Annotated in this window: 7 protein-coding genes, 1 rRNA gene and 1 riboswitch; of the genes, 2 read left to right on the plus strand and 6 right to left on the minus strand. The window is 50.5% G+C overall.

The window, feature by feature from the left end; translation table 11 throughout:
* Positions 1 to 117: 117 nt before the first annotated feature.
* Together ACHHV8_RS28530 and ACHHV8_RS28535 are read right to left on the minus strand one after the other, a co-directional pair.
* Positions 118 to 1660 (minus strand): 16S ribosomal RNA (locus tag ACHHV8_RS28530).
* Between the two features lie 881 nt (positions 1661 to 2541).
* A complete protein-coding gene (locus ACHHV8_RS28535) occupies positions 2542 to 3972 on the minus strand; it encodes an NAD(P)/FAD-dependent oxidoreductase (RefSeq protein WP_395162703.1) in 1431 nt (476 codons plus the stop codon).
* Between the two features lie 150 nt (positions 3973 to 4122).
* A riboswitch (purine riboswitch) is annotated at positions 4123 to 4222 on the minus strand.
* A gap of 271 nt (positions 4223 to 4493) precedes the next feature.
* On the opposite strand from ACHHV8_RS28535, the gene hprK reads away from it, so the two are divergent.
* On the plus strand, positions 4494 to 5414 hold the full coding sequence (hprK, locus tag ACHHV8_RS28540) for an HPr(Ser) kinase/phosphatase (RefSeq protein ID WP_395162704.1): 921 nt from the start codon (positions 4494 to 4496) through the stop codon (positions 5412 to 5414).
* A gap of 103 nt (positions 5415 to 5517) precedes the next feature.
* On the opposite strand, the gene ACHHV8_RS28545 is transcribed toward hprK, so the two are convergent.
* Positions 5518 to 6198: a DUF421 domain-containing protein gene (locus ACHHV8_RS28545; protein ID WP_395162705.1), complete on the minus strand. Its 681-nt coding sequence runs from the start codon at positions 6196 to 6198 to the stop codon at positions 5518 to 5520.
* A 223-nt stretch (positions 6199 to 6421) separates the two neighbouring features.
* Here ACHHV8_RS28545 and ACHHV8_RS28550 point away from each other — a divergent pair, with 223 nt between their 5' ends.
* Positions 6422 to 6616, plus strand: coding sequence for a hypothetical protein (locus ACHHV8_RS28550; RefSeq protein WP_395162706.1), 195 nt, complete (start codon positions 6422 to 6424; stop codon positions 6614 to 6616).
* Between the two features lie 45 nt (positions 6617 to 6661).
* Here ACHHV8_RS28550 and ACHHV8_RS28555 read toward each other — a convergent pair whose 3' ends face one another.
* The 3 genes from ACHHV8_RS28555 to ACHHV8_RS28565 form a co-directional block, all read right to left on the minus strand.
* Positions 6662 to 7984 carry an S-layer homology domain-containing protein gene (locus tag ACHHV8_RS28555; protein WP_395163651.1) on the minus strand — a complete coding sequence of 441 codons (1323 nt, stop codon included), beginning with the start codon at positions 7982 to 7984 and terminating at the stop codon, positions 6662 to 6664.
* 183 nt (positions 7985 to 8167) lie between these two features.
* On the minus strand, positions 8168 to 12766 hold the full coding sequence (locus tag ACHHV8_RS28560) for a bacterial Ig-like domain-containing protein (RefSeq protein WP_395162707.1): 4599 nt from the start codon (positions 12764 to 12766) through the stop codon (positions 8168 to 8170).
* A gap of 287 nt (positions 12767 to 13053) precedes the next feature.
* Positions 13054 to 13848: a Nif3-like dinuclear metal center hexameric protein gene (locus ACHHV8_RS28565; RefSeq protein ID WP_395162708.1), complete on the minus strand. Its 795-nt coding sequence runs from the start codon at positions 13846 to 13848 to the stop codon at positions 13054 to 13056.
* Positions 13849 to 13906: the final 58 nt, after the last annotated feature.

Consider the following 13906-nt stretch of genomic DNA (forward strand, 5'->3'; position numbering starts at 1 on the left):
CGAAGTTTCCATCGTTTCAGTTGTCAGTAGGTTTGAGAGTCTATTGCACCTCTCAAAACTGAGCAACGAGTGAGTGAATTTATGTCCGATGACCTACCGTCATCATGGACTCCATAGAAAGGAGGTGATCCAGCCGCACCTTCCGATACGGCTACCTTGTTACGACTTCACCCCAATCATCTACCCCACCTTCGGCGGCTGGCTCCCTTGCGGGTTACCCCACCGACTTCGGGTGTTGTAAACTCTCGTGGTGTGACGGGCGGTGTGTACAAGACCCGGGAACGTATTCACCGCGGCATGCTGATCCGCGATTACTAGCAATTCCGACTTCATGCAGGCGAGTTGCAGCCTGCAATCCGAACTGAGACCGGCTTCTAAAGATTCGCTCCAGATCGCTCCTTCGCTTCCCGTTGTACCGGCCATTGTAGTACGTGTGTAGCCCAGGTCATAAGGGGCATGATGATTTGACGTCATCCCCACCTTCCTCCGGTTTGTCACCGGCAGTCACTCTAGAGTGCCCAACTCAATGCTGGCAACTAAAGTCAAGGGTTGCGCTCGTTGCGGGACTTAACCCAACATCTCACGACACGAGCTGACGACAACCATGCACCACCTGTCTCCTCTGTCCCGAAGGAAAGGTACATCTCTGTACCGGTCAGAGGGATGTCAAGACCTGGTAAGGTTCTTCGCGTTGCTTCGAATTAAACCACATACTCCACTGCTTGTGCGGGGCCCCGTCAATTCCTTTGAGTTTCACTCTTGCGAGCGTACTCCCCAGGCGGAGTGCTTACTGTGTTTACTTCGGCACCAAGGGTATCGAAACCCCTAACACCTAGCACTCATCGTTTACGGCGTGGACTACCAGGGTATCTAATCCTGTTTGCTCCCCACGCTTTCGCGCCTCAGCGTCAGTTACGGTCCAGAAAGTCGCCTTCGCCACTGGTGTTCCTCCACATCTCTACGCATTTCACCGCTACACGTGGAATTCCACTTTCCTCTCCCGCACTCAAGTCATCCAGTTTTCAGTGCGATCCGGGGTTGAGCCCCGGGCTTAAACACCAAACTTAAATAACCGCCTGCGCGCGCTTTACGCCCAATAATTCCGGACAACGCTTGCCCCCTACGTATTACCGCGGCTGCTGGCACGTAGTTAGCCGGGGCTTTCTTCTCAGGTACCGTCACCTCAGGAGCAGTTACTCTCCCAAGCGTTCTTCCCTGGCAACAGAGCTTTACGATCCGAAAACCTTCATCACTCACGCGGCGTTGCTCCGTCAGACTTGCGTCCATTGCGGAAGATTCCCTACTGCTGCCTCCCGTAGGAGTCTGGGCCGTGTCTCAGTCCCAGTGTGGCCGATCACCCTCTCAGGTCGGCTACGCATCGTCGCCTTGGTGAGCCGTTACCTCACCAACCAGCTAATGCGCCGCAGGCCCATCCGTAAGCCACAGATTGCTCCGTGTTTCATGATCCCCTCATGCGAGAGAACCAGCTATCCGGTCTTAGCTATCGTTTCCGATAGTTATCCCGGTCTTACAGGCAGGTTGCCTACGTGTTACTCACCCGTCCGCCGCTAACTTCACCCGAAGGTGAAATCCGCTCGACTTGCATGTATTAGGCACGCCGCCAGCGTTCGTCCTGAGCCAGGATCAAACTCTCCATTAAAGTTGTAGAACTTGTAACAGAGCTTGTCTTAAGCTCAAAATTTCTTGCTAGCGAGAATTTGCATTCTCTTTATTTCACTCACTCGTTGTTCAGTTTTCAAAGGGCAATGCTTCTTATTTAAAGGAAGCTTTATATCAGCGATTGTTTCTTTTCAAAACAACCGTTGACTAATTTACCATATTAACAACCAGCATGCAAGTCTTTTTTTATATAACACTTACTTTTAGCTAGTTGCTTACTTTCCTGAGAACGAAATCTAATTTAACACATTCCCTGATTCATTGCAACTGTTTTTTATCCACCGTTTTTTCATCAATTTCTAAAATCCAGCGAGATATCCACAGCTTATTATTCCCTAGTTACTTACTTATGAAGTAACCGGAGTTATAATTTAGCACAGCAGCTGCTCCGTTGCAAGCCTTATTTTTTACTCTTCAACGGGAGGGCAGATCATGCTTGGAGCCTTGATTCTGCGCTGCTTTCGCAACGGCAGGAAGATCAATTTATCACATTTACTATTCATATGGCAAGATAAATTTTTAGCCGTAAATCAGCCGTATCGATAGGATCTTTTGCACACGAAGCATTTACTTGTGGGTAACCTTGGCTGTGGATATGTGAATATCCAAGCTTCGGCATATACACAACTTCGGCTAAAGGGCTGTTAGTTATGTGTACAAGTTTGTGGATAAATCAGACACATTCCCACAAGGCACATGCTTTCTTTTGTCTTAACGAAGCCCTTCCTCACCTTAATGCCTACACAGTGCGTTCAGCCCATCGACTGAAACCTTATATATTGTCATACAAAAAAGCCCATATCATTCAGAAAATCTCTGAACCACATGGACTTAAACGATTCATATATTAAAGCCTCATTTTTATTGCTGAACAATGGCTCTCGCAATCCATACGCCCGCAGCACCCGCTTGCGCCAAACCTCTTGTCACACCGGCTCCATCGCCTCCGCAGTACAAACCGGAGATTTCCGTTTCCAGCTGCTCACTTAGCTTCGGTCTTGCCGAATAGAACTTGGCCTCCACGCCATAGAACAAAGTATGCTCTGATGCGATCCCCGGAGTGACCTTATCCAACGCTTCCACCATCTCAATTAAGCTTTTCATCGTGTTATATGGAAGAACGAGCCCCAGATCGCCCGGCACGGCTTCTTTTAACGTAGGCTCGAGGAAGCCTTCTTTAATACGGGATTCCGTGGAGCGCCTGCCGCGAATGATATCCCCGTACTTTTGCACAATCACTCCGCCGTTGGATAGATCGTTGGCGCGCTCGCATATTTCACGTGCGTACTCGTTCGGCTTATCGAACGGTTCAGTAAATCGGTGCGAAACCAGCAGAGCAAAGTTCGTATTAGAGGAGCCCAGTGCCGGGTCCTTATATGCATGGCCGTTGGCAGCCATCACCCCGCTGTGATTCTCGACAACGACATGGCCGGACGGATTGCTGCAAAATGTACGCACACGAGTCCCTACGGAAGTATTGAAAATAAACTTGCCTTCATATAAGTGTTCGTTAATTTCCCTCATGACGACATCCGAGGTCTCGACACGTACGCCCACGTCGACCTGGTTGTTGTACATTTTAAGGCGGCGCTTGCGCAGCACCTCGGTCAGCCATGCCGAGCCGTCCCGGCCAGGTGCCACGATAACCCGTTCCGCTTCAATCTCCTCGCCGCTGCGCAGCAGAATTCCTTTGACCTGATACCCGTCCGGACCTTTCACCGTCAGCAGATCCGCAACCTCCGTCTTGAACTGCATGTCGATCCGTTCTTTCAGGAACCGGTTGATAGACTTGAGAATCTCCAAATTCTGTTCCGTTCCCAAATGCCGCACCTGTGCACGGAGAAGCTTCAAACCGGCAGCGTACGCACGCTGCTCTATAGAACGAACGGTCGGTGTCGTCGGATCGGTTATCGTATCTGTCGCTCCATGCTCAAGGTTGATGCTATCGACATAACTAATAAGCTCCATCACTTTGGAAGGGGACAAATAATCGGTCAGCCATCCCCCGAATTCCGTTGTAATGTTAAATTTACCGTCACTATAAGCGCCCGCTCCACCGAAGCCTGCCGTAATGGAACAGGCGGGAAGACAGCCTGCAAATTCTTTTTTCCCCGCCGGAGGAGGGCACAGCTTGATCTTCTCTTCCAGGATCGGGCACCTTCTATGATCTATATCATGGCCTTTATCAACAAGTAAAACCTGCAGGTGAGGCGCTTTCAACGTCAGCTCGTAGGCCGCAAAAATTCCTGCCGGACCCGCTCCCACTATAATTACATCATACCGGTTCTTCATTTCTACCCAGCCTCCCGAATTGTTTGAATTTCGATCGAAACAAGAATCAAAAAGCCGCACCTTCATTTGGGGGCGTTTGTTCCGAGGGACAGCCCAATCGCAAATTATGCCGGCTTCCCAGCCAAACAAAATATCCCGGCCCTCCGGGTGCGGGAAATCCACACCCTTCGTAGCCAGGAATTATCGGTTCCTTGTAGAAACCCTTGACCCGTATCGCCAAGGATATACGAATGGTTTTGCATGTAATATATAAGTTCAACCCTCTAAAAGGTTACTCCTATTTTTGAATAATGTCAATGTTTTTCCGTCTATTGTTCGTCTTTTAATGATATAAAATTGTTTTTCATTGCTTAATATCTATTTTACACTCGAAAACACGTATAATAGATAGGAAAGCTGACTTCAGAAAAGAATGTAATCACCGGTAGAGCCCTGCACAAGCAGGAGACCCCCGAACCAAAATCGAATATTAATACAAATTGTTAATTTTATCATCATCTTGGCGCAAGGAGGTTTTTAAGATGAAACCGGTTACGGTTAAACAGCTGATCGATCGTTTTAATCTCGAAATACTCGCTGGACACAACGAGCTGCATAGAACCATTACTAAAACGAGGGCGCACCGGCCCGGCTTGGAGTTCACAGGGTACTTTAATTTTTTTCCGCAAGCGCATGTGCAGCTGCTCGGACGAAAAGAAATTACGTATTTACACACATTGAGCGAGCACGAACGCAATCTGCATATAGGCAATATTGTGAAATATCACCCGCCTTGCTTTGTGGTGACACGCAATCAGGAAGAAGAGGGCTTGAAGTATCTGCTTAAATACTGCGAGGAAGAAGGGATTCCGCTGCTTCGCACTCCGGCTCCGACAACCAAGTTTCAGGAGCTGGTGGATGTTTACTTAGCCAAGGCGCTGGCTCAGGAAATGACTATTCATGGGGTTTGCGTCAATGTATCCGGGATCGGCATATTGCTGCGGGGAAAATCCGGCGTAGGAAAAAGCGAAACCGCCCATACGTTAATTCGCCGCGGGCACCGGCTCGTAGCGGATGATGCCGTTGTTCTGAAAAAAATCAGTCCCGAGACGCTGCTCGGCACTCATAATGAGAAAACAAAGGAGTTCCTCGCGCTGCGCAGCATCGGACTGATCAATGTATCTCGTCTGTACGGCAGAAAAGCGTTTCAAGAGGAAACGCGGATCGTGCTCGATATCGAGCTGACCAAATGGCAAAATGACGCGCTTAACAACGAGCTGGAGCTGGAACCAAAGTTCACGGAGTATATGGACATCCGCATCCCCCATATTGAAATTCAGCTGCAGCCGGGCCGCGATGTCGCCGGACTGGTCGAGGCCGCGGCCAATAATTGGTATTTGCGTCAGCAGGGCTACAGCGCCGCCGAAGATTTTATGAAACGGCTTCAAAACGATATGAGTTAAGAGTCAGTACAGTACCATGATTTATAGAAGAGCTCCACCGACCAACAGACGCGTATCGCTGCAAAGTACGCTTGGGATTGGCGCGTTGGAAAAGCAAGCCACACTATTGTCCTCGTGTTTGGATGAATAGCCCTTTGTTCTCCATCCATTCGGCATACAGCACTTCTTCCGGGCTGATCACCCCCTGCTGTTGAAGCTTGTCCGACAGCCACCTTTCGTCATATCCGGCCTCCTTCAATTTCGCATGGTCAATGCGTCCCTTTTGGATCAATACAACTGGAAAAGCCGCGGGCTCCGCCGGAAGCTTCAAATCTTCCCGCTGGATAGCCTCTGCGGCTGATTTTTTCATGACGCTCACGTTTCCGTTCGTCTCGAATACGGCAAAGGCTACTTCCCGAACGGTAAACACATTTTGTTCGCGAAGCAGCGTATGTAATTGGTCAATGTCCAAATTGTTGCGCTTAAGCGCCTTAAAATCGATAACTCCCTGCTTGATAATTAAATCGGCCGTTCCGTTCAACGGCCTGCTGAGTACAGGAACGTACTGAACCAGTTTCTCCAATGCTATAGATAATGCAGCCCACAGAAATAAAGCGTATACGAGTTCAATAAACCGCACTTCTTTATCGTAGATCGTGTTGCCGACAATTTCGCTCAGCATGAGTGAGGAGACGAAGTCGAACGCGGTAAGCTGGGAAATTTCTTTTCTTCCCAACAGCCTCGTAATTACCCATAAACCGACTAAACCGGTAGCCAACTTCACCGTGATATAGGCAAAATCCATACGGCACCTCCCCCAATTCAAAGAAATCTTTGAAGATAGCTTACCCTGAAAAGGCAGTTTATGAATCAAGAAAGCTTATCGTCTCGGCTTGAGGGAACATTACTCTTATCCACTTTTCGCATATGTTTTTATATTTATTATGCATTTCCATCATAACAACAACTGTGCTACTATAAAAATATCTTGAATTGTTCAAATAACTATTTCAGGGGAAGGTGATGCAATGAATACGGATTTAGCCGCATTATTATTTATCATTTTGCTGTCCGTGCTCCTGTACTTGCCCCGTTATTTCAGACCGCGAAGCCGCAGCAGCCATCCTAAAGTGACGGACCTGAACAGCTATAAACAATTACGGAAGGAACGCTGCGCGAACCCTGCTCCGGAGAGAAAACAAAAAAGCTTCCCGGAGTCCTAGGACAGACGGGAAGCTTTCGCTGCTTTGCAGCTTAAGCTGCATTCTTTAATTCATAAACTGTACATATTGCAGCAGCCGTTTCAGCATGACGGCCGCTTCCGCACGCGTAGCTTGACCATGAGGAGAAAACGCCGTGCCGCTTGTTCCGTTGACGATCCCCGCGTTTACCGCTTGAGCTGCAGCGTTCTGAGCCCAGCCGGCGATTTGTGCGCTGTCCTTGAAAGCCTCAAGCTTACCTTTATCGGCATCAGCCTGTTTGCCTGCAAGATTTAAGGCACGCACAATCATGACAGCCATCTGCTCTCGGGAAATGGAGGCGTTTGGCTGGAAAGTACCGTCCTCGAAGCCGTCCACAAGACGAGCCTTAAATGCAGCACCCACCGCACCCGCAAACCAATCACGCTCGGATACATCCGAAAAGCCTGCTGTGCTTACTTCGGTTAATCCTGCAGCACGAACGAGCAACGCCGCAAACTCAGCTCGGGTAATTTGGTTTTGCGGAGAGAACGTGGTATCGGTCGAACCGTTGACAAGCAGCTTGGAAGCAAGCAGCTCGACATCCGCCTGAGCCCAATGCCCCTTCAGATCCGTAAACGTTTTATTGGCCTGAACTACTGCATACATGCTGTTGCCTGGCCGAATAATGGTTACCGTCGTCTCATTTCCTTCCGCAGCAAACCTCGTTGGAACAAATGTCATCGCTCCCGTTGCCGGATTCACGATCACTCCGGAAGCCTTGCTGCTGTCGATGGAGCCTGACAAGCGGAAGGTGCGTGAGAGATAATGGTTGCCGAAATCGGTAACCTCCGTTTTCTTCCCGCCTGCTTCCACCGTAATCGTGAAGTCCACCAGGTCCGATAGAAGCTTGATGTCTTGCTTACCGGCCTGCGCCGCAAAATTATCCGATGCCGGTCCGCTTACTTTTGCAATAACGATGCTCACATGCATGTCCTGAGGCTGGGCTCCAAGAGAGGCGGCCCACTGCTGCACTTGTAAAGCAGCCGCAGGAAGCTCGTAGGTCATCCCGTTTCCTTCAATAGAGATGACCGCATCAGGCGCTTGATCGAGCGTCTCAGCTACCGATTCCGCCGGTATCTGGACAACGGTCACCGGTGATGTGCCCGTGACCTTGATCGTCAGCTTGGCACCGGACCCGGACAGCGATTGAATGGCTGGACTTAATGCCGAAGCGCTTAGCACAGCAATGCCGGCCGGCCGGCCCTCATAGCTGCCCTGTACGGACTCGGTGCTGACGGAAGAGCTTTGTCCGCCCTCGGAAGAAGATGCTCCTCCTTCGGCCGCCGGTGCGGAAGTGCTTGGACTAGATGATGTCGAAGGATGATTTTTCCTGTTCTGGGTTGTCGTCATTACCACTGCCGAAGCTTCGCTCTCGCCTTGTATATTGGCAGCCGTCACCTTGTAATAATACGTTGTAGAGGCAGTAAGATTTATATCCAAGTAAGATGCAGTAGTAGAGAACCCCGCTTTAGAGAAGTTTGTAGAGTCCAGACTTCGATAGATGTTGTAGTAGGTCGCTCCCGTTACGCTGGTTCAGCTAAGCGTAACCTGATTCTGCGCAGCCGCGGCCGCAAGACCCGTCGGAGCGGCAATGGTCCCTTCATTAGGATCCATCCCTGGATCCGTTCCTGGATCTGTTCCCGGATTCGTTCCTGGATCTGTTCCCGGATTCGTTCCTGGATCTGTTCCCGGATTCGTACCCGAATCTGTTCCAGGTGCTACAAACTTGAGGAAATCACCCCAAATGATATTACCGGCCGCGTCTCTCTGATAGGGAAGCGCCGGCTGCAAACTGACAAAGTTGGCATCGTTCAGCTGAACGCCGGATTTATTCACCGATGCCGTTCCGTTAAAGAGGAAGTTCGTATCAGAACTCAGCTCGGCCGGATAATTGTCTTTGGCCGTCACATTCTTTTGATAAGAAACAAAACCATTGATTCTAAAATCCGTCGGAATATTCGTATAGGTCGTAAAGTTCAAGTTCCCGCGGGCGTTATTGAAGCCTACATTGTTGTTCTCCGCAATAACCCCCGGATTGCTGTTGCTCGTAAAACCGTAGGCGCCATTACCAAAAGCAATGCTGTTGCGGATAATGTGAGGCACGTGAATGCCTTCGCCTCCAAGCTTGAAGCCGTTCTTGTCCCCTTTGCCGACAGTGCCGTCCGTCAAGGTCCCGTTGTTATAAGCAATGCTGTTCTCGATGATGACGGCGCCAATGGCACCGGAGCCCGCTTTCGTATACAAATCCCAGCCATCGTCAATATTGTTGTGGGAAATGTCGCCGCGGAAAATATTCCCTACCCCGGAAGTCAGCTTCGCGGCGAAGCCGTCCGCATTGTTATCCGCAGGATCGCGGTTATCGAACGATTCATTGTTCAGAATCAGATTGTAGGACGGCCATGTCGATTTATCCTCCGAGTCGTCCGTTCGGCTGATCTGCATCCCCGTGTCCCCATGCTCATAGAAACGGTTCAGCTCGACGATGTTATAGCTTCCGCCAACCGTAAAGCCTTTCGTATTCGGCGCAGAACGGGCAAAATCGATGCCTGTAACATGCCAGTAGTTCCCGCTAAGTACAACGCCTTCGGAGTTTTTACCGAAATCAATAAGCGGTCTGACGCCCGGGGCCGCGACGAGATATTTTAAGGCATCCGCCGTACCGTCGTTATATTTCTTGATTTCCAGCTTAGCCGTACGCGCATAGGTGCCGCCCTGCACAATAATGCGCTGCCCCGGTCTGACGTAATCGATCGCAGTGTCCAAATCAAGCGGACTCGCGCTGGTACCCGCCCCGCTGGCTTTTCCAGCCGGAGCTACATAGATGTCTCCGCCCGGAGCATAGATTTTCATGGTCACCGTGAAGTTCTGAATCAGGTTGTCATAGGAGGTCAGGTTCTGCGTATCATCCGGAAGCAGGGTTGCGCTGAAATTGGTGTCGCCCTCCTGCAGCCCGGCCGGTACGGACGTGATAGTCCCGGCTGTTACAGGAATATCCTGCGCGATAATATTCAGCCCTTCCTTGACAATCAGGGTACCGTTCACATTCGCTTTGACCTTCAAATCATAATTGGCAGAGGAGGTTTTATTTAAGGATACGATATCCATCTGCGGTGTGATAGGCTGCTTAGGCGCTTCTTCCTTAGGCGCATCCGTCGCAGCGTTCGTGACATGCAGTTCAATGTTGCTGACTTCAATCGTCGCCAGACGGGCTGCATAAAAACCAACATACATTTTGGAATCCTGTACGTTCAGCATGTCAGGCTCATAAAAGAACTGCTTCGGCTTCGGTTCCTGCACATTGTTCAGGCTGCCCGTATAGCCGCTGTTCGTCTTCACCAGCTTGAGCCTGTAGTTCGCCGCAGGATAAGTGTTATTCACATTCGGCTGCTCATTTTTGAGCATATACGTTTGAATCCCTTTGCTGCCCGCGCCGTCCCGCGAGGTCACACCGGTCCTAACGAACAGCTGTGTTCCGTTCGGGCCTTTCGTACCGCCGCTATAGCCTCCAACCGCTGCGATATTGGAAGCGAATACGCTGGAATCATTGGCTGCGCCAATCGCATCTCTTGCCATGATCCCGAACGATTCCTGACCGTCAAACGGCGTCTTGGCATAGGCAATCACCTTAATATCTGCGGAGAGCTCGAAGTTATCTAGTGCCGCGTCGAGCTCCGTATAGTAGAAGGAGATGCCGTCATGATCGCCGGTCACTTTACCCCCGCCCTCCAACGCCTCTACCCGGACGGTGCCGTTCCCGTTCACGGTGACGTTATTGTTGGCGCTCGAGGTCGATTGTCCGAAACGAATCGACTTCCAGACAGCATCCGCTCCCGCCCGCACGGTAGCTTTGAGAACAATCGGCGCAAGGGACACGTCATTGGGGACAACAAGGATATCATAGGTTCCGGGAATATCCTTGTTGTACGCGGCGGTGTCAACCATATAATCGCTCGCGCTTAATACTTCCAAATCCCCGTTATCGTATACCTTGGAGACGATAAGTCCGGCAGCATCGAAGCTTTCGCCAACCGTATAGGTCGTTTTCGGGTACTGCGTCGTTTGAATGCCTGTAAGCGATTTTTGTTTCACCGTTACGCTGAAGTCAGCGGACTGGCCTTTGTGGGTGACGGTTAATGTTTTGGCGCCTTCTGCCGAGGTATCCAGCGGCGAGACGGTCAATTCATTTCTCGTCAATCGGACGGATTGGCCGTCGCTGTATTTGGCATAAACCACGAGTCCGTCCAGGTCCAGCGTATCGCCCAAATAATACAGCGTCTTTTGCGGCAGCTGCTTGATCTCCAGCCCGGTCAGCGCTGCGTCTTTAACGATAATGTCGAATTCAACAGAAGTCGCTGGCGTTTCGGCGGATGTAACGATCACCTTTTGCGTTCCCGGTGCAGTAAGAACATAGGTTGTACCGGTTACAATTGCTCCGGGAATCGAGAAGACATATTGATCTTCCGTCAGCTGTTCCACTTTGTAGCCGTTATTGTATGTACCCCTAATTGCAAATCCGTTCGGATCGAACACGTCTCCCGGATAGTAGGTCGTTTTGGCCGGGAAATATTGAATCTGGAGTCCCGTAACGTCCAGTTTCAGAATGCTCAGGTTCAATTCGGCGGTTTCGCCGTTAAAATGTACTGCAGCGGCACTGCTGCCTGCTGTGCTGCTGTCAAAGCCTGTGACGACATAGTCAGCCTCGGAAAGCAGTTCCTCATGGCTATCCGGATAAACCGCTTTTACCTTCAGACCCTTTAGCTCCAGGCTTTCGCCGATCAAGTAAGCGGTTTTCATAGCACTTGTGTCGGCAATGATTTGACTCGGGACTCTTGAATCTGCGATGACTCGGTAATTGCTGAATGTAATTTCCGCATCTCTGGCCGCATACAGGCCTGCATAAAATTTACCTGCGAACAGATCTTTTACGACATACCTTTGCGTTGTGCCGTTTACGGTAATTTCGTAAGCATCGCCGGATTTTTTTAGGGTAAAATCATATACTTCATTGACGGCAGGCACCTTCACGTTATTGAATGCGTCTAATGCATTTCGCGAAGATTGCTTATAAAAGGCCTGTACAAAGTTAGAGGCCCCGACCTTACCGCCGAATCCTCCCACCTGAATATAATTGGAAGTGTTAACTCCTACGCTTTGCTTCAGCATAACGCCAAACGATTTTTGATTGGAGTTGCTGTCCGGCGTGCCGTTAAAGCTTTTGATTGTAGCTCTGGCGCTTATTTCGATATTCGCATTTGCCGGAATTTCTTTATAGAAATAAGATATGCCTTCATCGGTAGACGAGATTTTCCCGCCGGCAGCCTTCAGCACAAACGGATCATTGGACTGTACGTCCGGAGCCGGATTCGTACTCCCGCTTGTCCCGCTGCCAAACGCGCTAAACTTCCAATCGCCCAAATTCAGCGGATCGACGTTAAGATGCACGTTGCTGAATGTAACCTTCGTATTTCTCGCCGTATAAAGCCCTGCGTAAGCGATATTGCCCGAGAAATGATCAATTACTTGGACTTGATCGCCGATACGTAGAGTGTAAGCGCTGCCGGTTTTCCTGATGCTCAAATCGTAGCTTTTTCCAGGAGCCGGAGCGGCCGAGTCGAACTCGTAGCCGGTTTTGATCAGCGTACTGTCTTGGCTGTAAAATCCTTTCATCGACTGGTCCAGCGCCCCCACAGCCACATAATTGCTGAAATAAGTGGCATAGGTCACATCCGTTGTCGTAAAGGACGTATTCCCGGCTGCCTTATTCCGCAGCATCAGCCCGAAGGAAACCTGATTATTCGCTGCAAATGTCTCGACTGTAGCCGTCGCGGACAACTCGAAGTTCTGATCTGCAGGAACCTCTTTGAAATAATAGGCGATCCCCTCGGAGCTTCCTGCGATTTTGCCTCGATCGTTAGAGCTGCGCAGGGTTACCGTACTGTCGTTATTTTCCGTAATTTCAAAGTTGGATGCCGTAATTTTATCCTGTCCCCCGACATCCCCGAACACGCTGCCCTGCCAGTCGCTGCCGATCTGGATCATCGCCGCCTGATCGGCAGAAGCCGGCAACGGCAGCAGGGAAACCAATAAAACGAATGACATAACCATCGCCAACAACCTTTTCGGCTGCCTCATATTCCACTTCTCCTTCCCGCCTCTATGCATGGGTGTACCGGGACTATCCCCCTTTTCCAATATGAATTCGTTTACATTTCCCTATAGGCAAATTCCCTGCGGTCCCTCGCCTAGGAAATTGGAATCAGGCCTAGTATAGGCCTAAGCAAAATAACACTCAATATGCACAATTTAACATGTATTTTTTCACCTTAAGGAACAGATGAGCATCCTCCAAAAAATAAAAAAACAACCTTCTTTTGACAGAAAGTTGTTTTCGGCTGATGACAGATTGAATTCGTTCCAGGTCATAGGACTTCAAATGTCCGGACGGCCGGAATAAAATGAACCGGGATGGAGGGAAACTCCGCTCTCATCTGCTCTGCGAGAGCCTCCATACCGGGCTCCTCGCTTTCCGCATGGCCCAGCAGGATCAGCGCCCTTCGCTTCCCTTGATGAACGGCATCCTTGACGTATTCCGGCGTCTCCCACTCCGGCCCTTCTCCCGCAATGATCAGTTCGAGCCGCTCTTGTTCAAATAACGGGATCGCCGTCGCGCCGTTGCCGCGGTATCCCGCCAACAATCCGACCCGTGTGCACGTCATATCCAGTGAGCCGGTGATCCGCACGAATGGGATGCCAAGCGCCGCTTTGACATGCTCTGCCGCCTGCCGGACCGTCATCTCCGGAACGGTAAGCACGGATACCTTAGGCTGGTGCTCATCCACGTAGCCTGACCAGTCTAACGCCTGAATCAGCCCGGTTGTAATGCCGTCCGGCTGATACCGGTGAATATAATCGTGCAGGCGGAACAGGGCGATGCCTGACGATTCGATCAAGCGCAGCTTCTCCTGATGGACAGGGTCCTGCTCCAGCAAGCCGGTACGTTCATGATGGCTGTAAAAAGCCCCTTCGTGAGTAAGGATCAGATTCGCCTTCAGAGCTATCGCCTGCTCGATCACTTCCTGCGACGCTAAAAACGTGGATACGATCCCCGTAACGGGCGTGTCGGGGCTGCCGAATTGAAGCGTATCCACGGTGCGCTCCAACCGGTCCACAGGCTCCAATAGCCGGTCCAATACGTGCTGTACCGTCAAGGTCATAGGTATCTCCTCCTAGCATTCGTTATGCTCGAAATCAGCTGCCTGCCGCTTGCCGTGC

It is taken from the genome of Paenibacillus sp. TAB_01, assembly GCF_043945595.1.
GTDB lineage: Bacteria > Bacillota > Bacilli > Paenibacillales > NBRC-103111 > Paenibacillus_S.